22 protein-coding genes are annotated in these 21,738 nt (G+C 74.6%); 3 read left to right on the forward strand and 19 right to left on the reverse strand.

Features of this window, described 5'->3' with window-relative positions:
• Positions 1 to 135: 135 nt before the first annotated feature.
• Positions 136 to 777 carry a TetR family transcriptional regulator gene (locus tag IEZ03_RS35545; RefSeq protein ID WP_373293726.1) on the forward strand — a complete coding sequence of 214 codons (642 nt, stop codon included), beginning with the start codon at positions 136 to 138 and terminating at the stop codon, positions 775 to 777.
• Between the two features lie 55 nt (positions 778 to 832).
• On the opposite strand, the gene IEZ03_RS35550 is transcribed toward IEZ03_RS35545, so the two are convergent.
• On the reverse strand, positions 833 to 1,837 hold the full coding sequence (locus IEZ03_RS35550; RefSeq protein ID WP_184887305.1) for a CU044_5270 family protein: 1,005 nt from the start codon (positions 1,835 to 1,837) through the stop codon (positions 833 to 835).
• Entirely contained in the window at positions 1,837 to 2,412 is a 576-nt protein-coding gene (locus IEZ03_RS35555) for an RNA polymerase sigma factor (RefSeq protein ID WP_184887307.1), read from the reverse strand. The genes IEZ03_RS35550 and IEZ03_RS35555 overlap by 1 nt, the downstream gene beginning before the upstream one ends.
• 207 nt (positions 2,413 to 2,619) lie before the next feature.
• Between IEZ03_RS35555 and IEZ03_RS35560 the strand changes: the two genes are divergently transcribed.
• Positions 2,620 to 2,856, forward strand: a complete 237-nt coding sequence (locus IEZ03_RS35560) for a DUF397 domain-containing protein (RefSeq protein WP_184887309.1) — start codon at positions 2,620 to 2,622, stop codon at positions 2,854 to 2,856.
• A gap of 55 nt (positions 2,857 to 2,911) precedes the next feature.
• On the opposite strand, the gene alc is transcribed toward IEZ03_RS35560, so the two are convergent.
• The 9 genes from alc to uraD are packed head-to-tail and all read right to left on the reverse strand — an operon-like array spanning position 2,912 to position 11,986.
• The gene (gene alc / locus IEZ03_RS35565) at positions 2,912 to 3,907 is read right to left on the reverse strand and encodes an allantoicase (protein ID WP_184887311.1); all 996 of its coding nucleotides are present in this window, start codon (positions 3,905 to 3,907) and stop codon (positions 2,912 to 2,914) included.
• The gene (gene allB / locus IEZ03_RS35570; RefSeq protein ID WP_184887313.1) at positions 3,904 to 5,220 is read right to left on the reverse strand and encodes an allantoinase AllB; all 1,317 of its coding nucleotides are present in this window, start codon (positions 5,218 to 5,220) and stop codon (positions 3,904 to 3,906) included. Before allB ends, alc begins: the two co-directional genes overlap by 4 nt.
• Positions 5,208 to 7,541: a xanthine dehydrogenase subunit D gene (gene pucD / locus IEZ03_RS35575; RefSeq protein ID WP_184887315.1), complete on the reverse strand. Its 2,334-nt coding sequence runs from the start codon at positions 7,539 to 7,541 to the stop codon at positions 5,208 to 5,210. Before pucD ends, allB begins: the two co-directional genes overlap by 13 nt.
• Positions 7,541 to 8,929 carry an 8-oxoguanine deaminase gene (locus tag IEZ03_RS35580; RefSeq protein WP_184887317.1) on the reverse strand — a complete coding sequence of 463 codons (1,389 nt, stop codon included), beginning with the start codon at positions 8,927 to 8,929 and terminating at the stop codon, positions 7,541 to 7,543. Before IEZ03_RS35580 ends, pucD begins: the two co-directional genes overlap by 1 nt.
• On the reverse strand, positions 8,926 to 9,411 hold the full coding sequence (locus tag IEZ03_RS35585) for a (2Fe-2S)-binding protein (RefSeq protein ID WP_184887319.1): 486 nt from the start codon (positions 9,409 to 9,411) through the stop codon (positions 8,926 to 8,928). The genes IEZ03_RS35580 and IEZ03_RS35585 overlap by 4 nt, the downstream gene beginning before the upstream one ends.
• Positions 9,411 to 10,298 carry an FAD binding domain-containing protein gene (locus IEZ03_RS35590; RefSeq protein ID WP_184887321.1) on the reverse strand — a complete coding sequence of 296 codons (888 nt, stop codon included), beginning with the start codon at positions 10,296 to 10,298 and terminating at the stop codon, positions 9,411 to 9,413. The genes IEZ03_RS35585 and IEZ03_RS35590 overlap by 1 nt, the downstream gene beginning before the upstream one ends.
• Positions 10,299 to 10,317: 19 nt before the next feature.
• Positions 10,318 to 11,184: a factor-independent urate hydroxylase gene (gene pucL, locus IEZ03_RS35595; RefSeq protein ID WP_184887323.1), complete on the reverse strand. Its 867-nt coding sequence runs from the start codon at positions 11,182 to 11,184 to the stop codon at positions 10,318 to 10,320.
• A 5-nt stretch (positions 11,185 to 11,189) separates the two neighbouring features.
• Positions 11,190 to 11,504, reverse strand: coding sequence for a hydroxyisourate hydrolase (uraH, locus tag IEZ03_RS35600; protein ID WP_184887325.1), 315 nt, complete (start codon positions 11,502 to 11,504; stop codon positions 11,190 to 11,192).
• Positions 11,501 to 11,986: a 2-oxo-4-hydroxy-4-carboxy-5-ureidoimidazoline decarboxylase gene (gene uraD, locus IEZ03_RS35605; RefSeq protein ID WP_184887327.1), complete on the reverse strand. Its 486-nt coding sequence runs from the start codon at positions 11,984 to 11,986 to the stop codon at positions 11,501 to 11,503. The genes uraH and uraD overlap by 4 nt, the downstream gene beginning before the upstream one ends.
• Before the next feature lie 100 nt (positions 11,987 to 12,086).
• Between uraD and IEZ03_RS35610 the strand changes: the two genes are divergently transcribed.
• The gene (locus IEZ03_RS35610) at positions 12,087 to 13,574 is read left to right on the forward strand and encodes a PucR family transcriptional regulator (RefSeq protein ID WP_184887329.1); all 1,488 of its coding nucleotides are present in this window, start codon (positions 12,087 to 12,089) and stop codon (positions 13,572 to 13,574) included.
• On the opposite strand, the gene IEZ03_RS35615 is transcribed toward IEZ03_RS35610, so the two are convergent.
• From IEZ03_RS35615 to IEZ03_RS35650, 8 genes are all read right to left on the reverse strand, one after another.
• Positions 13,515 to 14,165: an NIPSNAP family protein gene (locus IEZ03_RS35615; RefSeq protein ID WP_221480851.1), complete on the reverse strand. Its 651-nt coding sequence runs from the start codon at positions 14,163 to 14,165 to the stop codon at positions 13,515 to 13,517. The two genes, IEZ03_RS35610 and IEZ03_RS35615, sit on opposite strands and share 60 nt — an antisense overlap.
• Positions 14,166 to 14,251: 86 nt before the next feature.
• Complete coding sequence (locus tag IEZ03_RS35620) at positions 14,252 to 15,130, reverse strand: alpha/beta fold hydrolase (protein WP_184887331.1); 879 nt, start codon at positions 15,128 to 15,130, stop codon at positions 14,252 to 14,254.
• Between the two features lie 30 nt (positions 15,131 to 15,160).
• Positions 15,161 to 15,889, reverse strand: coding sequence for a Clp protease N-terminal domain-containing protein (locus IEZ03_RS35625; RefSeq protein WP_184887333.1), 729 nt, complete (start codon positions 15,887 to 15,889; stop codon positions 15,161 to 15,163).
• 49 nt (positions 15,890 to 15,938) lie between these two features.
• Complete coding sequence (locus IEZ03_RS35630) at positions 15,939 to 16,868, reverse strand: NAD-dependent epimerase/dehydratase family protein (protein WP_184887335.1); 930 nt, start codon at positions 16,866 to 16,868, stop codon at positions 15,939 to 15,941.
• Positions 16,865 to 18,370: a class I adenylate-forming enzyme family protein gene (locus IEZ03_RS35635; protein WP_184887337.1), complete on the reverse strand. Its 1,506-nt coding sequence runs from the start codon at positions 18,368 to 18,370 to the stop codon at positions 16,865 to 16,867. The genes IEZ03_RS35630 and IEZ03_RS35635 overlap by 4 nt, the downstream gene beginning before the upstream one ends.
• Positions 18,367 to 19,551, reverse strand: coding sequence for a cytochrome P450 (locus IEZ03_RS35640; protein ID WP_229808786.1), 1,185 nt, complete (start codon positions 19,549 to 19,551; stop codon positions 18,367 to 18,369). The genes IEZ03_RS35635 and IEZ03_RS35640 overlap by 4 nt, the downstream gene beginning before the upstream one ends.
• Entirely contained in the window at positions 19,548 to 20,312 is a 765-nt protein-coding gene (locus IEZ03_RS35645) for a glycosyltransferase family 2 protein (protein WP_229808787.1), read from the reverse strand. Before IEZ03_RS35645 ends, IEZ03_RS35640 begins: the two co-directional genes overlap by 4 nt.
• Positions 20,313 to 20,314: 2 nt before the next feature.
• Positions 20,315 to 21,337, reverse strand: a complete 1,023-nt coding sequence (locus tag IEZ03_RS35650) for a 3-oxoacyl-ACP synthase III family protein (protein WP_184887339.1) — start codon at positions 21,335 to 21,337, stop codon at positions 20,315 to 20,317.
• Between the last annotated feature and the right edge of the window lie 401 nt (positions 21,338 to 21,738).

Consider the following 21,738-nt stretch of genomic DNA (forward strand, 5'->3'; position numbering starts at 1 on the left):
GCATGTCTAGGTTCGCCGGCCGGGAGAAGGCACCGGCCGGACCGCCCCTCGCCACGGATCAGATAACACGTTCTCATGGGCTGTATCCTGGGCGGGACACGTCGGGCGACCGCGCCCGCTCAGGAGGGATCGACCGTGACCGCAGAGCCGACGGTGACCGGGGACGAGACCCGGGGTCAGCCCGCGGGACAGGCGGCGCAGCCGGGGCAGAGCGTGCGCTCGCGCAGCCAGCACCAGCGGCGCAAGCGTATCGTGCAGGCGGCGGCCGCGCTGGCGTCCCGCGGCGGCATCGAGGCGATGCAGATGCGCACCGTCTCCGAGCGCGCGGGGGTCGCCCTCGGCACCCTGTACCGCTACTTCCCGTCCAAGATGGACCTGGTCGTCGCGGTCGTGAGCGAGGAGCTCGACCTCCTGGAGGCCAGCATCGAGCGCCGCCCGCCCCGCGCGGGCGACGCGCCGCAGCGCGCGGTGGAGGTGCTGATGCGCGCGACCCGCGGCCTGATGCGCGAGCCCGAGCTGGCCGAGGCGCTGATCCGCTCGCTGCTGCTCTCCGACGTCAAGACCGACTTCGGCGACCGGATGACCGGGATGCTGCTGCTCGCCGCGTCCGGCCGCCCGGAGACCTTCTCCGCCGACGACCCGCGCCGCCTGGTGGCCCGCGCCCTGTCCGGCATCTGGACCATGGAGATGATCGAGATGCTGCGCGGCAACGCCACGGCCGAGGAGATCCAGGCGCGCCTGGAGATCTCCGCCGCCCGCCTGCTCATCGACCCCTGAGGACGGGCGGGCCGGACGGTCCCGGCCCGCCCGCCTCGATCCGGCGGGCAACGGCTCAGGGCCGCTGCCCCGCCTCGTCCACGATGCCCGCCTTGACGCGGACCGTGATGTTCAGCAGGTCGCCCTTCTTCACCCGCATGGTCGCGTCCGTCCCCCGGGCGGTGTGATCCTTGAGCGCCACCGACCGCTCGCCCAGGTAGGCGTAGGTGGCCGGGTCCAGCAGCAGTTCCTGGTGCAGCCAGCCCTCGGCGACGCGCCCGAGTCCGAGCGCCGGGCGTCCCGCCGCGTCCGCCCGCCCCTCGGCGAGCGTCACGCCCGGGATCAGCTTGATCGCGCGGAACACCGCCGCCTCCGTCTTCGGCGGCAGGACGTTGTCCCGCAGGACCGCGCCGAGCATCGTGTACGCGGTCGAGTACCGCCCCTCCGGCGTCTCGCCGAGCCCGCCCGCCTCCCGGTACATCCGCTGGAGCAGCGCGGACGGGTCGGTCGGCAGCGCCGCCAGCGAGCGGTAGTCGCTCGGCGGCGTCGTCGGCAGCATCCCGCTGTACACGAGCTCGCCCTTGTCCAGGGCCGCCGACTTCGTGCCGTCGGCCCGCTTCCAGTTGCGCTTCACGACGGTGTCGCGCGGGTCCTGCGACACCGGGCCGTTCGGGCGCGCTCCCGTCCGCAGCGTGGACTCGACGTAGATCCACTGGTCGGGACGGGGCGGCGTGAACGGCCGTGCCTCCGCGGCGAGGGCGGCGCGTTCCAGCGCCTCCCCGGCGCTGGCCACCGGACCCGCCGGGATGCCGGGGAGCACCGCGCGGGGCCTGCCGTCCTCGTCTGTCCCCCCGCCGGTCTGCACGACGGTCACGCCGACGGCGGCGGCGGCCGCCAGCGCGCCCACCGCGGCGAGCCGGACGCCGAACCGCGGCAGGCGGACGCCCGCCCGGGATGCGGCGCGGGGGCGCTCGCGCCCGGCCGCGCGTTCGAGCAGGGCCGTGCGGGCGGCGGCGCGGGCCGTGTCCGCGGGCGGCTCGCAGTCCGCCCACGCGTCTCGCAGAATGTCCAGATCGTTCATCAGTCCATGTCCTTTCCGAAGTCGGTGGGGGCGCCCAGCGCGGCGCGGACCTTCCTGCGGGCCCGGTGCAGCCGCGACCTCGCCGTCCCGGCGGGGATGCCGAGCGCCTCCGCCGCCTCCTGCAGGCTCAGCTGCGCCCAGGCGACCAGCAGCAGCACGTCCCGGTCGCCGCGGGACAGCCCGCCGAGCGCGGCCGCCAGCGGGCCGCGCGCCGCCTCGGCGTCGATCCGCCCGGCGACGCCGTCGGCGTGCCCCTCGACGGCGTCGCGGCCCAGGGACCGGGCGAGGGCCCGGTACTGGCGCACCTCGGCGCGGTGGTGCCGGGCGATGAGGTTGGACGCGATCCCGTACAGCCAGGGCCGCGCGTCGCCCTTCGACGCGTCGTAGCGCTCCCGCCGGTCGAAGGCGATCAGGAAGGTCTCGGCGGCGACGTCGTCGGCGGGTCCCGCGCCGAGCCGCCGCGCCGCGTACCCGTGGATCGCCGTGTAGTGGCGGTCGAAGAGGACGGCGAAGCACTCGGGCTCGTGCCGGGACCGCCGCAGGATCTCGGCGTCGCCGGCGGTCACCGCGACCATGCCGGTCTTCCCCGGGTCGCGGCCGGTCTTTCTCGGGTCATGTCGTGCCCTCCGGATTCGGCGAGTCGTTCACCTTGCTTCGCCGACGCCCCGTGTCGCGTTCACGGGGCTCCCGGAACGCCGCCGTCGCCGGGGCGCTTTCCATGTGCCGCGGGTCTCATCCCTACTAGCCTTGAATCCCACGACCAGGACGAAGAAGGTGTGCCAGTGACCGAGCAGGAACCGATCCTCAGCGACGGGGTCATCATCGAGTTCATCGATGGCAAGGACGTCCCCGTCCAGCACAAGGACTTCGGTGAGCGGGCCGTCGTCATGCGCGACGCCAAGAAGCCGGAGGGCCCGATCCTCTACTTCACCGAGGCCGAGTGGGACGCCTTCATCGCGGGCGTCAAGGACGGCGAGTTCGACGACCTCCTGGAGGAGGACCCCACCGAGACCGACTGAACCGGCCTCGGAGGCGAGCCTCGGAGACGGGCCCCACCGCCGGGACGCGGCGCGCTCAGGCGCCGCGCAGCCGATCCCACCTGGCGGTGAGGGCCCGTTCCGCGTCCGGGGCCAGGTCGCCGAGGAGCCGGAGGCGGGCTATGCCGCCGTCCGGGTGGATGTCCAGGCGGACGTGGGTCACCTCCGGTGTGGTGAGGCGGAAGCGGTGGCGGGTGTCGGGCAGAAGGTCCGTTCTCGGGAGTAGGCGGCTCCAGGTGTCCCCCACGCGAGCGTCCATGCCGGACAGCGCGGCCTGGGCGGGGGCGTTGAACTTCAGGTTCGTGGTGTCGATCTCGGCGAGCCGGATGGTGCCGGGTGCCGCGAGCCGGATCACGGCCCAGTCGTTGCCGCCGTCGCGGCGGCGGGCGGTCTCCCAGCCCTCTGCCTGGTTGCGCGCGAGACCCGGGAACAGCATGTTGTCGGGCGACGAGTAGAACATGTCCGAGCACTCGACGACGCGTGCGCCGTTCTCCAGAGCGGCCAGGTCGACCGTGAGGCCCGTCAGGAGGCGCGGGTCGGCGACGACCTCGCCGTGCACGCGGAGCCGCGCTATGCCGCCGTCGGGGAACATGTTGAGCCGGACGTGGGTGAACAGTCGTTCCTCGTCGACTGCGAAGGCGTGGGCGCTGTCGCCCTTCAGCGGGCTCTTCGGGAGGATCTCCACCCAGTCGGCGCCGGTGAGGTCGGCCGGGTGGCCGTCCACGGCGCACGCCTCGACGGACGCGTGCGGCGGGAAGTTGCCCCGGAACCAGGCGGTGTCGATCACGACGCCGCGGACGACGCCGGGCAGGCCGAGCCGGACCAGCGCCCAGTCGTGGCCGGGGCCGCGGCGGCGGGCGGTCTCCCACCCGTCGTACAGCTGGCCCTTCGGCCCGAACGTCTCCGGGGAGAACGCCGGAGCCCACGGGTTGAGGAGGTTCTCCTTCTCCGCGAACGACTCGTCGCTGGCGGCGATGACGGATCCGCCGAGGGTGCGGACGGCCAGGTCCGGAAGGGACGTGAAGTCGCTCATCGCTCCTGCCTGGTGAGCAGCCGGCCGGCGGGCGAGCCCGTGGTGGACGAGCCCGTGACGGGGACGCCGCGCAGCCAGGTGGTGTGGACGGCCCCGGCCAGCGTGCGGCCTTCGTAGGGGGTGACGGGGTGGCGGTGATGCAGAGCCGAGGGGGTGACGGTGAAGGTCTCGTCCGGGGCGAAGGCGACGAGGTCGGCGTCGTTGCCGACCGCTATCGCGCCCTTGCCTGAGACCCCGGCCAGGGCGGCGGGTGCCTCGGACATCCAGCGGACGACCGAGTGGAGCGTGTGGCCGCGCGCCCGCGCGGCCGTCCAGACGACGGGAAGGCCGAGCTGCAGCGACGAGATGCCGCCCCACGCGGTGGCGAAGTCGCCGCGTTTCAGCTCGGGCGTGCAGGGCGAATGGTCGGTGACGACGCAGGAGAGGACGCCCGAGGCGAGCCCCTGCCACAGTGCCTCGCGGTTCGCGGCGTCCCGGATGGGCGGGCAGCACTTGGACGCGGTGCCCCGGGCGTCGTCGTCCGTCAGCGTCAGGTAGTGGGGGCAGGTCTCGGCGGTCACCGGGAGGCCGTCGGCCTGCGCCTTCGCCAGGACGTCGAGGCAGTCGGCGGCGGACACGTGCAGGATGTGCGCGCGCACCCCCGTCTCCTCCGCCAGCCGGACGACGCGCTCCACGGCGACGCGTTCGGCGGACGGCGGGCGCGAGGCCAGGAACTCCGCGTAGCCGCCCCCGGACGGCGCGGCCAGCGACGCGGGGTCCTCGGCGTGGACGAGGACGAGCCCGCCGAACGAGGCGACCTCCCGGAACGCGTCCCGCATCCCGTCCGGCGGGAGCGGCGGGAACTCCGGGACGCCCGAGTCGGACATGAAGCACTTGAACCCGAAGACGCCCAGCTCGTGCAGCGGCCGCAGCGAGGGCAGGTTCCCCGGGATCGCGCCGCCCCAGAAGCCGGTGTCCACCGCGCACGCCCCCTCGGCGGCGGCGCGCTTGGCCGCCAGCGCGGCCGGGTCGACCGTGGGCGGCAGCGAGTTCAGCGGCATGTCGACGATGGTGGTGACGCCGCCCGATGCGGCGGCGCGGGTCGCGGTGGCGAAGCCCTCCCACTCGGTGCGTCCCGGCTCGTTGACGTGGACGTGAGTGTCGACCAGGCCCGGCAGCAGCGCGACGTCACCCAGGTCCAGGACGGCACCGGCCGGGTCGCGGAACTCGTAAGGGGAGAGCGCCGTGATCCGCCCGTTCCGGATGGAGACGGCGGCCGGGCGCTCCCCCTCGGGCAGGACGGTCCGCCGCGACCTGATCGTCAGGCCGTCCATGGGGCGCCTCGCACGATGTGCTCGGGCCTGACCGGGACCCGGTTGAGGGCCTTGCCCGTCGCGTCCCGGATCGCGGCCACGATGGCGGGTGTGGACGACAGCGTCGGCGGCTCCCCGGCGCCCCGCAGCCCGTAGGGCGCGGCGGGGTCGGGGTTCTCGAGGATGTCGAGCCGCATCGGCGGCATGTCGAGGATCGTCGGGATCAGGTAGTCGGTGAACGACGGGTTGCGGACGAGGCCGTCCGACACGACGATCTCCTCCATCACGGCGAGGCCGAGGCCTTGCGCGGACCCGCCGTGGATCTGGCCCTCCACCCCCGTCCGGTTGATGATCTTGCCGACGTCCTGGACGGCGGCCATCTCCACGACCTTGACGAGCCCGAGGTCGACGTCCACGTCGACCACGGCCCGGTGCACGCACAGGGCGAGCTGGGTGTGGCTGCTGCCCTGCCCGGTGACGGGGTCGAGGGCGGTGGTGGGCCGGTGGTGGTACTCGCGGGTCTCCTCGACGACCTCGTCGCCGAGGACCTCCTCGATGGTGCCGAGCACGCCGTCCGCCCGCGAGACGATCTTCCCGCCGACGACGGCGAGGTCGGCGGCGGCCCACCGTCCGCCGAGGCGGCGGGCGGCGAGCGCGAGCAGCTCGGCGCGCACCGCCTCGCAGGCCGCCTTGACCGCGCCGCCCGTCATGTACGACTGCCGGGACGCGCTGGAGGAGCCCGCGTCGCCCACCCGGTCGTCGGCCGGGGCGATCGTGACCCTCTGCACGCCCAGCTCGGTCCGCGCGATCTGCGCCTTGACGGTGACGAGCCCCTGCCCGACCTCGGCGGCGGCGGTGTGCACGAGCGCGGTCGCCTCGCCGCCGATGACCTCCAGCCGGACGCGCGCGGTGGAGTAGTCGTCGAACCCCTCGGAGAAGCAGATGTTCTTGATCCCGACGCCGTAGCCGACGCCGCGCACGACGCCCTCGCCGTGCGTGGTCTGCGCCACCCCGCCCGGCAGGTTCCGCAGGTCGGACGGGTCGAGCGGCGGCGGCAGCGGCATCGCCTCCAGCCGGGTCAGCATCTCCGCGAGCGGCGCCGGGGAGTCGATGACCTGCCCGGTCGCGAGCCTGGACCCCTGCGTGACGGCGTTGCGGCGGCGGATCTCGACCGGGTCGAGCCCGCAGGCCGCGGCGAGCCGGTCCATCATCGACTCGTAGGCGAAGCACGCCTGCACGGCGCCGAACCCGCGCATCGCGCCGCACGGCGGGTTGTTGGTGTAGACGCCGTACGCGTCGATCTTGATGTTGGGGATCTCGTACGGGCCGACGCCGAGCGAGGCCGCGTTGCCCGTGACGTTCATCGTGGACGAGGTGTACGCGCCGCCGTCCAGGACGATCTCCACGTCGGCGTAGAGGAGCTTCCCGTCCGCCGTCGCGCCGTACTCGTACCGCATCTGGGCGGGATGCCGGTGGACGTGCCCGAAGAACGACTCGTACCGGTTGTACGACATCTTCACGGGCCTGCCGGTGTGCAGCGCGAGCATCCCCGCGTGGATCTGCATCGACAGGTCCTCGCGCCCGCCGAACGCGCCGCCGACGCCCGCCAGCGTCATGTGGATCTGGTCCTCGGCGAGGCCGAGGCACGGCGCGATCTGCTTGAGGTCGTTGTGGATCCACTGCGTGGACACGTACAGGTCGAGGCCGCCGTCCTCGGCGGGGACCGCCAGCCCGGACTCGGGCCCGAGGAACGCCTGGTCCTGGATCCCGACCTCGTACTCGCCGGACACGACGACGTCCGCCGCCGCCCGCGCGGCGGCCACGTCGCCGACGCGGACCGGCTGGTGGCGGGTGATTCCGCCCCGCTCCTGGACCTTCAGCCCCTCCGGGTCGGCGAGCACCGCGCGCGGGTCGGTGATCGGCGCGAGCACCTCGTAGCCGACGGCGATCAGCTCCATCGCGCGCCGCGCGGTCTCCGGGTGGTCGGCGGCGACGAGCGCGACCGGCTCGCCCTCGTGCCGGACCTGGTCGACGGCGAGGACGGGCTGGTCCTCGGTGCGGTCGATGCCGAACGTCTTGCGTCCCGGCACGTCCTCGTGGGTGAGGACGGCCCGGACGCCGGGCACCGCCAGCGCGGGCCCGACGTCGATCGACGTGATCAGGGCGCGGGGGTGCGGGCTGCGCAGCGTCGCGCCCCACAGCATGCCGTCCATCCAGAGGTCGGACGCGTACGCGAACTCGCCCGCGACCTTGAGCGTGCCGTCCGGCCGCAGGGGGCTGTCCCCGACGCCGCCCTGCCCCGGGGCGGCGACCTGGCCGGGGCTTCGCACCGGCGACGCCATCAGAGCACCTCCTCCGCGAGCCGCATCAGGCGGCGGTGGGCGGCGGCGCCGCGCCGCCCTGCCTCGTCCTGCGGGACGGTCACGAGCGTGTCGTCGTCCACGACCGTCCGCCCGCCGACGAGCAGCCGCTGCAATGGCGGGGTCTTCCCGAACGCGAACGCGACCACGGGGTCGTCGACGGCCGCGTGGAAGCCGTCCACCCGCCACAGCGCGATGTCGGCGAGCCTGCCCGGTTCGAGGGAGCCGAGCTCGTCCTCGCGGCCGAGGCAGCGGGCCCCGCCGAGGGTCGCCATGCGCAGGGCCTGCCGGGCGGTCAGCGCGGTGGGGCCGTGGCGGGCGCGCTGCATGTAGAGCGCCTGGCGGATCTCCCCGGCGAGCGGGACGAGCTCCGCCGACGCGGAGCCGTCCACGCCGAGGCCGACCGTCGCGCCCTCCTCCAGCAGGCGGGACACGCGGGCGATGCCGGCGCCGAGGCGCGCGTTGGAGCTCGGGCAGTGCGCCGTGCCGGTGCCCGTCTCGGCGAGCCGCTTGATGTCGGTGTCGTGGAGGTGGACGCAGTGCGCGAACCACACGTCGGGGCCGAGCCAGCCGAGGGAGTCCATGAACTCGGTCGGCGTCATGCCGAACTGCTCCGCGGTGTGCTCCTCCTCGTCGAGCGTCTCGGCGAGGTGGGTGTGCAGGCGGACGCCCTTGTCGCGGGCCAGCCGCGCCGACTCGACCAGCAGGTCCCGGCTGACGCTGAACGGGGAGCAGGGCGCGACGGCGACGCGGAGCATGGAGCCGGGCGAGGGGTCGTGGTACCGGTCGATCGCGGCGGCCGTCTCCGCGAGGATCGTGTCGAGGTCCTCCACGACCTCGTCCGGGGGCAGTCCGCCCTGCGACTGCCCGCGGTCCATCGAGCCCCGGCACGGGTGGAACCGCACGCCGATCTCGGCCGCGGCGTCGATCTCCGCCGCGAGCAGGTCGCCGCGCCCGCTGGGGAACAGGTAGTGGTGGTCGGTGGACGTGGTGCAGCCCGACTTGGCGAGCCAGCCGAGGCCGGCGGACGCCGCGCCGGACACGACCTCGGCGTCCATCTTCGACCAGGGCCGGTAGAGGGTCGTCAGCCACTCGAACAGCGTGCTGTCGACCGCCAGCCCCTGGCTCGCCCACTGGTAGAGGTGGTGGTGGGTGTTGACGAGACCCGGGGTGGCGAGGCATCCGGTGCCGTCGATCCGCTCCGCGCCGGGCGCGGGCGGCGCCGGTCCCGGGCCGACGGCCGTGATCCGGTCGCCGTCGATCACGATGTGCCCGCCCGGGTACTCCTCGCCGGAGACGGTGGCCACGTGGGCGTTCTCGATGACGATCGTGCCGCGGCGGGTGGTCTCGCGGGCCGTGTCGGGGGTCATGTCGCGGCGGCCTTCCGCTCGGCGGCGAGGCGCACCGCGTCCAGGATCTTCTCGTAGCCGGTGCAGCGGCACAGGTTCCCGGCGAGCGCCTCGCGGATCTCGGCGTCGGTCGGCGCGGGGTTCCGCTCGATCAGGTCGTGCGACTGGACGATGAGGCCGGGCGTGCAGAACCCGCACTGGACGGCGCCGGTCTCGGCGAACGCCTCCTGCACGGGGTCGAGCCACTCGTCGCCGGGCGGCCCCTCGGCGAGCCCCTCGACGGTGCGGACGTCCCGGCCCTCCACCTGCCCGGCCGCGACGAGGCACGCGCACGCCGGGACACCGTCCAGGTAGACGGTGCAGGACCCGCATTCGCCCTGCTCGCACGCGTTCTTCGAGCCGGGCAGGCCCATCCGCTCCCGCAGCATGTAGAGCAGGCTCTCGCCCTCCCACACGTCGTCCACGGCCTCGGCGGATCCGTTGACGGTGACGTTCACGCGCATCAGGAGGCCCTCCTTCCCGCGTTCCGGTGGTCGTTCCAGGCCCAGGTCAGGGTGCGGCGGGCCAGCACCGCCAAGGCGTGCCTGCGGTAGTCGCCCGTCCCGCGGACGTCGTCGATGGGCGACGCCGCCTCCGCCGCCAACTCGCCGAACCGCCGCGCCGCCGCCTCGCCCAGCGGGCCGCGGCCGTCCCAGTCCAGCTCGGCGGAGGCGAACTCCTCGGCGGCGGCGGCGCGGCGCGGCGTCGGGGCGGCCGAGCCGAGGCCCGTCCCGACGCGCCGCTCCCCCGGATGGAGCGCGACCGCGAACGAGCACACCGCGATCACCATCGCGTTCCGGGTGCCGATCTTGGAGAAGTACTGCGGGCCGGACGCGGGCGGCGTCCAGAACGCGCGGATCAGCTCGTCGGGCTCCAGCGCGTTGCGCTTCACGCCGGTGAAGAAGTCCGCCGCAGGGATCATCCGGACGCCGCGCGCCGCCGACTCGGCCTCGACCTCGGCGCCGCCCGCCAGCAGCGGCGGATGGGCGTCCCCGGCGGGGGACGCCGCGCCGAGGTTGCCGCCGGCCGTGCCGCGGTTGCGGATCTGCGGCGAGCCGACCGTCCGGGACGCCTGCGCGAGGCCGGGCAGCCGGCCGCCCAGCTCCTCGATCAGCCGGGTGTAGGTCACCCCGGCGCCGACGCGCAGCCGCCCGCCGCCCGTGTCCCCGTCCACCGTGTCCCAGCCGGCCAGCTCGCGGACGCGGGTCAGGTCCAGCAGCGCCTCCGGCCGGTGCACGTCGAAGTTGATCTCGACCATGACGTCGGTGCCGCCCTGCAGGGGCAGCGCGCCGGGTCGCTCCGCCTTCGCGGCGAGGGCGTCCGCCCAGGTCGCCGGTCGCAGGAAGTCCATGGTGCAGCCCCTTGTTCTCTCAGTTCCAGGCGGCCGGGGCGGGCGGGGCGTCGTCGGCGCGGACGGTGCCCTCGATGAGCCCGTACGGGCGGTCCGCCGCGAAATAGACCTCGTTGTCGTTGTCCATCCCGAACGGCTCCAGGTCGACGAGGAAGTGGTGCTTGTTGGGCATCGACAGCCGCACCTCGCAGAGTTCCGCCCGCGCCTCCAGGACCCGGCGGCCCATCTGGAAGAGGGTCTGCTGGAGCGACAGGCTGTGCGTCTCGGCGAACGCCATGAGCAGGGCCTCTCGGGCGGCGCGGTAGGAGTCGTCCCAGCGGGTGTCCGTTCCCCGGTGACGCCACTGGGCCGTCACGGCGGTGGCGAGGATCCGGTCGCCGGTCGGGGCGAGGGTCGTGTACTCGTCCTCGACGAACCCGTGGAACTCGCTGCCGGTCGAGTTGAGGACGACCAGGTCCCTGAGCCCGGAGACCACCGACTCGCCGCCGCCCTCGCCGTCGCCGTGCACGACCGCCGTGCGCACCTCGCCGCCGCTCCGCACGAACGAGTGCCCGCCCGTGATCCGCTCCCAGCCGTACTCGTGGATCTCGACCCGGGCGTGGGAGATCGTCGGCTGGGAGTCGACGAAGTGCCGCGCGAGCAGCAGGCCGAAGTCCTCGATGGCCGCGATCCCGTGCTTCTTCGCGAACGCGAACACGGTGTTCTTCTGGCTGTCGGTCGGCAGGACGGCCGCGTTGTCGCCGGTCAGGTGCACGTCTTCCATGTCGCCCGACAGGGCCACGCTGACGTTGACGTCCTTGACGCGGTGCGCGCCCCCGTCCCGGGTGACGCGGACGACCCGCGTCTCCGCCTTGCCGTAGCGGTTGGGTCCGAGCACGACGGCCATCGCCGTCAACTCCCTCTGTAGGTCGAGTACGCGAACGGGCTGATCAGCAGCGGGACGTGGTGGTGCCGCCCCGGATCGGTGATCGTGAACGCGACGGTGACCTCCGGGTAGAAGTCCGACAGTCCCGCCGTGTCGAACGTCAGCCGGTGCACGCCCGCCCCGGGCGGCGCGTCCCACTCCCTGACGCGGCCGTCGTCGTCGGTGTGCGCCTCTGCCAGCGTCGTCCAGGTGCCGTCGTCCGCCCGCCGGTCCAGCCGGACGGTCACGCCCGCCGCCGGCAGGCCCTTCGCCGCGTCCAGCACGTGCGTCGACAGGCTCATGGGCCCTCCCCCTCGGCGTCCGTTCCCCCGGCGAGCCGCGCCAGCCGCAGGTCGACGATCTCGGCCAGCTCCGCCCGGACCACCCGCCGCTCGGTCTCCGCGTCATTACCCAGCCGCTCGCGCAGCTCACGCAGCATCTCCAGCGCGTTTCGGCCGGACGCCCGAATCAGGAACACGTGCCCGAAACGCTCCTCGTAGGCGCGGTTGCCCTCGACGAGCGCGGCCTTGAGGCCCGCCTCCGCGCCGTCCACCCCGGACTGCTCCTCCCGCGACCAGCCGGCCTCCCTGGTCCGGCCCTCCGCGCGCTCCCCGATGCGGGGATGGGCGGCGAGCGCCTCCTCGACGTCCGCCCACTCCAGCTCGCGCAGCACACGCCTGGAGGTCTCGCGCAGCGCCCCGAGATCACCGCGGGGCCCCGCGGCGACCGCCGCCAGCCACCGGCGGGACGCGCAGCACGCCGCCAGCTCATCCTCACCGACCATCACGCCTGCCAGTACACACAGCCGCCCGCGACCGGGTCGAGTGACAGGACCTCCGAACTCCGCCCCCGCACACCCACCCGGCTTTTGTAGCTTGCTACATATGAGGCTGCGTTCTCTGCTCGCGATGCCGCGGCTGCGGTTGGAGGTGGTCACCGGGGACGACGAACTGGACCGCACGATCCGGTGGGTCGTCACCACCGACCTCCTGGACCCGGGCCGCTACCTGCGCGGGCAGGAGCTGGTGCTGACCGGGCTGGTCTGGCGGACGGGCCCCGACGACTCGGAGACGTTCGTCCGGGCCCTCGCCGACGCGGGCGTCTCGGCGCTCGCCGCCTGGGACCTCACGCTCGGCGCGATCCCGGGCGACCTCGTGGACGCCTGCCGCCGGCACCGGCTCCCGCTGTTCAAGGTGCCGGAGGACGTGGCGTTCGCGACGGTGACCGAGGAGGTCGTCCAGCAGCTGTCCAGCGCCCGCGCCGCCGACCTCACCGCCGTGCTGGACCGGCACCGCCGCCTGGTCGAGGGCACCGGCCTGGACGCGGTGCTCGACCTGGTCGGCCACTGCCACGTCCTCACGCCCGCCGGGCGGGTCGTCGCGGGGCCGCCCCCGCCCGACCCCGCCGCGCTGGCCGCGGCGTTCCTCACCGCGCCGCGGCTGCCGCACCACGTCCCGGACCTCGGCATGTCGGTCTTCCCGGTCGCGGCCGGCGCGGCGTCGCGCGTCGCGGACTGGTTCATCGCCTCCGAGGGCGACTTCGGCGACTGGCCCCCGGAACGCCGCGCCCTCACCTCCGAGCTCGCCGCGATCGTCGCCATCGAGAAGGCCCGGCTGGACGCCGCCGCGCACCCGGACCGGGAGGTCGTCGCCGCGGCCGCCGCCGGGGACGCCGCCCGGCTGCGGTACGCGGGCCTGGCCGGCGACCCGTACGTGGCCGTCGCCGCGTCGGGGCGCGGCTCCCCGCGTCCGGAGGAGTTGCGCACGGTCCTCGCCGAGGTCCTGCCCCGGCCGCGTGCGGTGGGGGTCCTGGACGACGAGGTCATCGCGCTCGTCCCCGCCGCCGGCCATGACCTCGCCGCCGAGGCCCAGGCCGCCCTGAACCTCCTGGCGCCCGGCCTGGCGGGCGGCGGCATCGCGGTCGGCGTCAGCGACGTCGCGACGGCCCCCGACCTGCGCGCGGCCGTCGAGGAGGCCCGCTACGCGCGCCGGCTGGCCGCGACGCGCCCGTCCCCGGTCTGCGTGGTCCGGCACGACGAGCTGGCCACGCACGTGCTGCTGCTCGCGAGCGTCCCCGACGACGTCCGCCACATGTTCAAGGTCCGCCTCCTGGACCCGCTGCACGAGTACGACCGGGTCCACGGCGCCGACCTCGTCCGGACCCTGGAGACGTGGCTGCAGGTGTCCGGCTCCTGGACGCGCTGCGCCGAGCGGCTCCACCTGCACGTCAACTCCGTCCGCTACCGCATCCAGCGCGTCCAGGACCTCACCGGCCGCGACCTCTCCCGCCTGGAGGACCGCGTCGACTTCTTCCTAGCCCTCCGCCTGATGGACGGCCCCGAGGAGGGACCGGCCGGTGGGGGCGAGCCGTAGCCGCTCCGGCTCCGGGATGCCCGCCGGGAGGCCGGCGGGGACGGCGTCGGGGCCGGTCGTGATGACGACGACGTGCCCGTCGCCCGTGCGCAGCGGGAGGCGCGGGAAGTTGTTCTCGGCGGTCAGCGAGGCCAGGGCCAGGGCGTCCGGGCCGAAGCGCGGGACGACCTCGTCCCGCATGACCGGCTCGGCCTCGGCCAGCCCTTCGCCGAACGACCAGAGGAACGCGGTCACCCGGGTCGGCGGCGGCGCGGCGCCGGCCGGCGGGCGGGGCGGCGGGTCCGGGAGGCCGCGCAGCGGCCGCAGGAGGCGGGCGTCCGACGCGTCGACCATCGTGGCGCTCGCGGCCAGGCCGTGCTCGGCCCAGACCGGGCCGTCGTAGAAGGCGGGCAGGGCCTCGCCCCGCGCCTCCATGTCGGCGAAGCCGCGGAGCCACACGAACTTGTCGGGATCGTCCAGGTCGTGGAACTGGCCGAGGACGGCGATGCCGGCCTCCTCCTGCGATTCGAGGAACTCCCGGTCGAAGATCTCGACGAGTTCGTCCCTGCGGCCCGGGTGCAGCCTGTACTGGCGTAGTTCGATCACGTTCACGAACGCAAGGATCACCGGCCGGGCGGTCTGTCCGCGAGCCGCCGGCGGGCCGATTCCCGTCAGTTTCGGGCCACCCCGGGCACGGGTCAGGACGTGTGCCGGAGCATCGCGGAGACGACCGCGTCCCAGGTCCGGCGCGGAAGCCCGTTCCCGGTGCCCGGCAGGACGAGCAGTTCCGCGGCGGGGATCTCGGCGGCCAGCGCGCGGGCGTTGCCGACGGGGAAGAACGGGTCGTCCGCGCCGTGGACCACCAGGGTCGGCGCCTTGATCGCGCCTAGGCGCTCGCGCCAGCGCGGGCCGCAGTCGAGGGCGGCGAAGGCGGTCCCCATCTGGTCGGCGCGGTGCGCCCCGCCCGGGTCGTCGTCCGGGTCGAGCGTGGCGAGCGTCCGGTAGTGGATCTGTTCGATGGCCTCCCGGGACTCGGCCTCATCGAACTCCGGGCCGGCCATGTGGCGCGCGTTCTCCAGCATGAAGCCGACGACCGATTCGCGGTCCGCCCAGTCGACCTCGGGCGGGTTCATGAAGTGGGCCATGAGCTCCGGCGCGTGCTCGGGCAGGTCGGGGTCGCTGGGGCCGGGCGCGGTGGGACGGGTGGCGACGAGGGTGAGGGTGGTCACGCGGTCCGGGTGGTCGAGGGCGAGGAGCTGGGCGATCCAGCCGCCGGCCCCGAAGCCCGCGACGTGCGCGCTGGGCAGGTCCATGGCGTCGAGGACGCCGGCGGCGTCGGCGACCAGGTCGCGCAGCGTGTACTCGGGTGCTTCGGGGTCGGCGCCGGATCCCGGGGCGCGGGAGTGCCCGGTGCCGCGCAGGTCGTAGCGGACGACGAAGCGGCGCAGGGCTGCCAGGCGTGCGCAGAGGTCGTCCGGCCAGGTGAGCACGGTGTTGCCCACGAGCAGGATCGGCGTGCCGGCCGGATCACCGGACGTCTCGACGCACAGGTCCACTCCGTTGATGTGCTTCTTCATACCTGGGTGGACTCCCCGGGCGCCCGGAACTCATCCCTCCTCGGCGACGATGGCGCTCAGCGCCTCGGTGATGTCCGCCTCGGCCTTCGCCTTGTCGATGCCGAGCCCGGAGAGGACGCCCGTGCCGTCCTCGAATTCGAGGAGGGCGAGCAGGATGTGCTCGGTCCCGATGTAGTTGTGGCCCAGGCGCAGCGCCTCGCGGAAGGTGAGTTCCATGGCCTTCTTGCTGTCCGCGTCGTAGGGGATGAGGTCGGGGACGCTCTCGGCCTCCGGCGGCAGCGCCTCCGTCGCGGCCTGGCGGACCGTGTCGAGCAGGACGTCCTGCCCGACGATCGCCTTCGCGGCGAGCCCCTCGGGTTCGGACAGCAGCCCGAGGACCATGTGCACGGTGCCGATGTGGTCGTTGCCCGCGGCCCGCGCCTCGTTCATGGACGCCACGACGATGTTGCGGGCGCGCGGGGTGAACCGGGAGAAGCCGTCCTGCGGGTCGAGGTCGGGCGACGCCCCCTTGGCGACGAAGCGCTTCTGCGCGGCCTGCTTCGTGACGCCCATGCTCTTGCCGATGTCCGTCCAGGACGCGCCGGAGCGGCGGGCCTGGTCCACGAAGTGGCCGATGAGGTGGTCGGCGACCTCGCCGAGGTGCTCGGCGGCGATCACCGCGCTGCGGAGCTGTTCGAGGGCGTCGGTGTGCACCTTCTTGATGCCGTTGATCAGGTCGTCGAGCCGGATCTGCCCTACGGGCCGGGTGGGTTCGGTCATGCGTCAACTCTAGGTTGACGCTTCGCCATCGTCAACCCGAGGTTGACGATTACCAGCCGGCGGCTCCGGCGAACGTCGTGGGGCGCGGGTCGTAGCCGAGGACCTCCCTGGCCGCGGTGATGTCGAGGGTGCGCTCCACGGCGAGATGGCTGATCGCGTAACGGGTGATGCGCGGCGGCTCGGGACGGTTCGCCAGCAGGAACGCGCCCTCGGCGAGGGCGGCCAGCGGGCGCGCGACGGCGGCGGGCAGGTACACGGGCCTGGCGCGCACGCCCCGCTCGCGGAGGATCTCGCGGAACGCGTCGTCGATCGTCACCGGGGCGGCGTCCGCGACGTTGAAGACGCCCGAGGCGGCCGGGCCGGTCGCGGCCAGCACGCACGCCTGGACCAGGTTGCCGATCGACGTCAGGCTGATGCGCTGGCGGCCCGTCCCCGCGGCGGTCAGGACCGGCCCCCGCACCGCGGACAGCACGCGCGGCAGCAGGGTCGTGTCGCCGGGGCCGTAGACCGCGTGCGGACGCAGGACGATCGTGCCGGGCGCGGCGAGGACGGCGCGCTCGGCGGCGGCCTTCGACGCGCCGTAGGCGTTCATGTAGCGGCGCACGGGGGCCTCGTCCTCGGTGGCCATGACGCTCGGGCGGAACGGGTCGTACACGCTCGCCGTGCTGACGTGGACGAAGCGCGCGCCGGGGAAGGCCGCCAGGACGCTGCGGGTGCCGGTGAGGTTCGCGGCGAACAGCCCGGCGGCCGGCCCCCAGTCGGTGACGCTGCCCGCGCAGTGGACGACCGCGTCGACCTCGGGCGCGTCCGCGAGCGGGCCGCGCGTGACGTCCCAGGACCGGTAGACCGCGCCGCCGAGGTGGGCCGCGTCCACGGAGGCGCGGCGGCCGTAGGCGAAAACCACGGCGCCGTCGGCCGCCAGCCTCCGGCACACCGCGCCGCCGACGAAACCCGAGGCGCCCGTCACCGCGATCCTCATGCGCCCACCAGCTCGCGCAGGCGGTCGCGGTCGAGCTTGCGGGTCCGGCCGGAGCGGGGCAGCCCGTCCAGGACGACGATGCGGTCGGGCAGCGCGTCGTGGTCGATGACGCCGGGGAGGGCGCGGCGGAGCCGGGCGGGCAGGTCGGCGGGGCCGACCACCGCCAGCACGACCTCCTCGTCGCCCGTCCCCGGGTCGGGGACGCCCACGATGGCGGCCTCGGCGACGTCCGGGAGCGCCGCGATCGCCGGCTCGTACAGGCCCGGGTACAGGTTGAACTTGCCGCGGATCAGCATGTCCTTCTTGCGTCCCATGAGGATCAGGCGGTGCCGGTCCAGGCGGGCCAGGTCGCCGGTCGGCAGCTCCGTATGGGGGTCCGCGCCGAGGTAGCCGCTGCAGAGGTTGGGGCCGGAGAGCAGCAGCTCGCCGTCGTCCGCGATCCGCGCGCCGACCCCCGGCAGCGGCGCGCCGAGGAGGTCGCCGGCCCCGGTGTGGGCGAGCTTCTCCTCCGCCGACGCGATCGCGACCGGCAGGATCTCGGTCATCGCGTAGACGGACAGGACCTCGGCGGACGGCGCCGCCGCGACCGCCCTGCGCAGGATCGCCGGGGGCGCGGGAGCGGCACCGAGCAGCACGTACCGCAGGGTCGGCGGCAGCTCGGGCGACGCGTCCAGGACGTCGGCGAGGTGGACGGGGACGCAGAAGACGTGCGTGGCGCCCCGCTCCCGCATCAGCCGGGCGAAGCGGCCGGGCGGGCAGGACAGCGGCGGCATCGACCACCGCGCGCCCGCGATCAGCGTCGGCAGCCCGAGCATGAGCTGGTCGGTGTGGACGACGTCGCCGGGGCCGAGCGGCAGCCGCGTCCGGAACAGGTCGAGCGCCGCCGCCAGGGACGCCCGGGTGTGCACGACGGCGCGCGGGGCCGCCGTCGTCCCCGAGGTGAAGATCACCGCGGCGGGGGCGCCGGGGTCCTCGTCCGGGCCGGGCTCCGGCGCGTCCCCGGACGCGAGCCGCTCGAACGACAGGGCGTTCCGCGGCACGCCCGGCAGGCGGCGGCCGACGTGGATGTGCCGCATCGGCTCCTCGCCGGGGATCTGGAGGTCGGCGAGGTTCGGCAGCAGCAGCCCGCGCCGCCGCGCGTACGCCCGGACGGGCCGCAGCCGGCTCCCCGCGTACAGCACCGACTCGGCCGCCGACCAGCGCGGGCGCGCCAGCCGGAGCCGCGCGGTGAACATCTCCGGCCCGGCGCCCGGGTCGGCGAACACCACCACTCCCCCGGCCGCGACGACGCCCAGCGCGAGGACGAGCGACTCCGGCGACGGCCGCACCGAGAACAGCACCCCGTCCCCCGGCGCGAGCCCGGCCGCCAGGAGCCCGTGCCGGACGGCGAGCACCCGCCGCCGCAGCTCGCCGTAAGTGAGTTCGGCGCCGTCCCCCGCGATCAGGGCGACCTCGCCCGGCGCCGCCGCGGCCTGGTCGAGCAGCCGCTGCACGAGCGTCATGCCGCCTCCCCCGCCGGGGCGGACTCCGAGCGGACGGCCAGGTGCCGGTACGTCGGGATCAGCACGCCCCGCGCCGCCGCCCGCCGCGTGATGACCAGCGGCGCGGCGCCGAGGACCGCGCGGGCGACCCGCCGGATCTGCGCCATGGCCAGCGGGTACCCGATGCAGAAGTGCGGGCCCGCGCCGAACCACAGCCGCCGCAGCTCCGGCGGATGCGGGCGGCCCGGGTCGAACGGGCCGAGCGCGCGGCAGCAGTTGTGCGTGGCGATCAGCACCCGGTCGCCGGGGCGGACCGCGACGCCGCCGACCGCCACCGGGCGGTGCACGCTGCGCAGCATCACCGGGGTCGGCGTCGTCACCCGCATCGCCTCCTCGATGGCGCGGTCGAGCAGCGCCGGGTCGGCGGCGGCCTGGCCGAGCCGGCCGTGGTCGTGCAGCAGGGCGACCAGCCGCGGGATGAAGGTCGCGACGGTCTCCGTGCCGGTCAGGAAGAACGCCCCGGCGGCGCCGCGCGCCTCGTCCCGGGACAGGCCGAGCGCCCGCATCCGCCCCATGACCGTGGACTCGTCGCCCAGGTACGCCTTCTCCGCGGCGTCGCCGAGCGGGTCGAGCACCTCGCGGGCGCGCCGCACCTGCGCCGGGGACAGCCGGCGGGTCCGCAGCGACACCATCGACACGACCCGCTCGCCCTGCTCGAACAGGTCCCGGTGGGCCGCCTCCGTGCGCAGGTCCAGGCCGATGACCTCGCTGATGACCGCCGCCGCCATCACCCGCGCCGCGTCCACCAGGTCGACGGCCTCGCCGCGCCGGAGCCGGCCGCCGAGCCGTTCCAGCGGCTCCGCCAGCACCCGGTCGCACAGCTCCTCGGTGTAGGACGGGACGAACAGGTCGGTGAGGCGGCGCCGCAGCCTCCGGTGCGCCTCGCCCTCCATGTTGAGCAGGACGGACGGCCCCAGCACGGGCGTCCACAGGTCTCCGGGCGAGCCGGGCCCGTCCTTGCGGAACGTCTCGCCGTCCATGAGGACGTCCCGGGCCAGGGCGGCGTCGTTCACCACCACGCCGAGGCCGGGGACGCGGACGATCGCGCCGCGCCTGGCGATCCCCCGCAGCAGCGGGTAGGCGAACGGATGCGCCGTCAGGTAGAGGCGCCGCTCCCAGTTCACCGGACGTCCCCGCTTCACCGGATGTCCACGACGTCGGGCATGTAGCGGTGGTCGGCGTACCAGCCGAGGGTCTTGACCAGGCCGTACGCGCGCAGCCGCCGCACCGACCCGTACATGACCACGTCCTTGCGCAGTCCGTAGGCGTCGGTGATGTAGCGGACGCGGTTGACCAGCGCGCGGTCCTCGTGGACCTCCTCGATCCGGGTGCGCGGGAAACCGCCGGCCCGCCGGTACAGGTCCGCGGTGATGGCGAGGTTGCAGCCCGGCATCATCACGTACGGGCCGAGGTAGGCGGGGTCCTGGTTGCCGGGCCGGAAGCGCCCGAACAGGGCGGCGAGATCGATGACGGCGGGCAGCAGGCGCCGCTCCCAGAACTTCAGCGGGAACTCGTCGGTGCGGGGCAGCAGCGGCCCCGACACCAGCTCCAGGCCGTCGCCGAACGCCCGCCGCACCGCCGCGACCCAGCCGTGGTGCGGCAGGCAGTCGGCGTCGGTGCGGGCGATGTGCGTGGCCCCGGCGCTGATCGCGTGCCGGACGCCGGTGTCGGACGCGGCGCCCGTGCCCTTCTCCGGCTCGTGCACGATCCGGACGTCGAACGGAGCCTCCTCCGCCGCGAACTCCTTCACGACCCGCGCCGTGCCGTCGGTGCTGCCGTTGTCGACCACGACGAGCGAGAAGCCCGTGTCGGTCTGCGCGGCGAGGCGGCGCAGCGTCGCGCCGATCGACCGCTCCTCGTCGTAGGCGGGGACGACGACCCACAGATCCATGGGCAGATCCATGGTCACAGCTCCGCGAACAGGACGCCGAGGCTGATGCCGCCGGCGAGGCCGATCATGGCGACGCGGTCGCCGGGGCCGCAGCGCCCCTCGGCGAGCGCGGTGGCGAGCTGCAGCGGGAGGCTCGCCGACGCGACGTTCCCGTGCTCGGGCAGCGTCACGACGAGCCGGTCCGCCGGGACGCCGAGGACCGACCGCAGCACCTCCAGGTACGGGAGCGTCACCTGGTGGACGGCGACGACCGCGAAGTCGTCCCACGCCAGGCCCGTCTTCTCCAGCGCGGTCGTGAAGATCTCCGGCCCGCCCGCGAGGAACGCGTCCTTGAGCCGGCGCCCGTCCCCGCTGAAGTAGGTGTACTCGGGGTCGCGGGGGTGCATCGAGCCGCCGGCGGGCAGCGTCCCGATCCGCCAGGCGCTGGAGACGGCGGCGAAGTCGCGGTAGAAGATCCCGCCGTCGGGGGCCGCCTCGACGAGCGCCGCGGCGCCGCCGTCGGAGAGGGTGTAGCCGGCGAAGGCGTCCACGAACTGGGCGCGGTCGCGGATTTTCCAGCGGACGGCCCGCGACGGGCTCTCGCCGGTGCAGACCAGCACCCGCTCGTGCTGCCCGGTGCGGATCAGCGCGTCCGCCATCTGCAGGCCGTTCAGGAAGCTGTTGCAGGCGTTCTTGACGTCGAAGACCGGGCAGGCCGCGCCGAGCTTGGCCGCGACGATGTGCGCGGTAGCGGGCTCGATCAGGTCCTGCGAGGCCGAACCGAAGATCAGCAGGTCGACGCCCGCGGGCCGGAGCCCGCGCTGCGCGAGGACGTCGCGGGCCGCGGCGACGGCCAGGTCGGACGCCTGCTCGTCGTCCCGCATGACGTGCCGGGCGCGGATCCCGGTCATCCGCTCGACGATCGTGGGATGCGGCCGGTAGCCGCCGTCCGCCGCGCTCTCGGCGGCGCTCTCTGCCGCGACGCGCGCCTCGACCTCGGCGCTGGTGACCGTCCGCTCGGGCAGGTGCGCCGCGACGGCGGCGATGCGGGCTCTCATGGGCTGGGGTCCCCCGGTTCCTCGTGCTCGGTGGACGATCAGACTCGCCGACCCCGGACGCTCCGGCGAGAGCGACCCTACGGAACCAGGGGTGGGCGTTGTACCCCGGTTCGCCGTGAGTACCGCCACTCATCCGATTTGAGTACTACCGGGTTTCCGGCGGCTCCGCCAGTCGGCGGGTCGGCGGGCTGACCAGCGGGAAGATCGAGAACGGCGGCCGCTACCGGTGTGCGGGCCAGTGCTCCGGCCTTCAGGCCGGGGGTGAAGGCCCGCGCGGGAGGGCCGTCAGGCCCGAGCCTGCTCTGACCGGGCTGGTTCAGGGGGCGTCGTGGTCTTGGTCGGCGGTTTCGGCGATGGGGACGGGGACGACTGCGGCGATGCGGCGGCCTCGGTTGGTGATG

It is taken from the genome of Actinomadura livida, from assembly GCF_014648675.1.
GTDB classification, from domain to species: domain Bacteria; phylum Actinomycetota; class Actinomycetes; order Streptosporangiales; family Streptosporangiaceae; genus Spirillospora; species Spirillospora livida.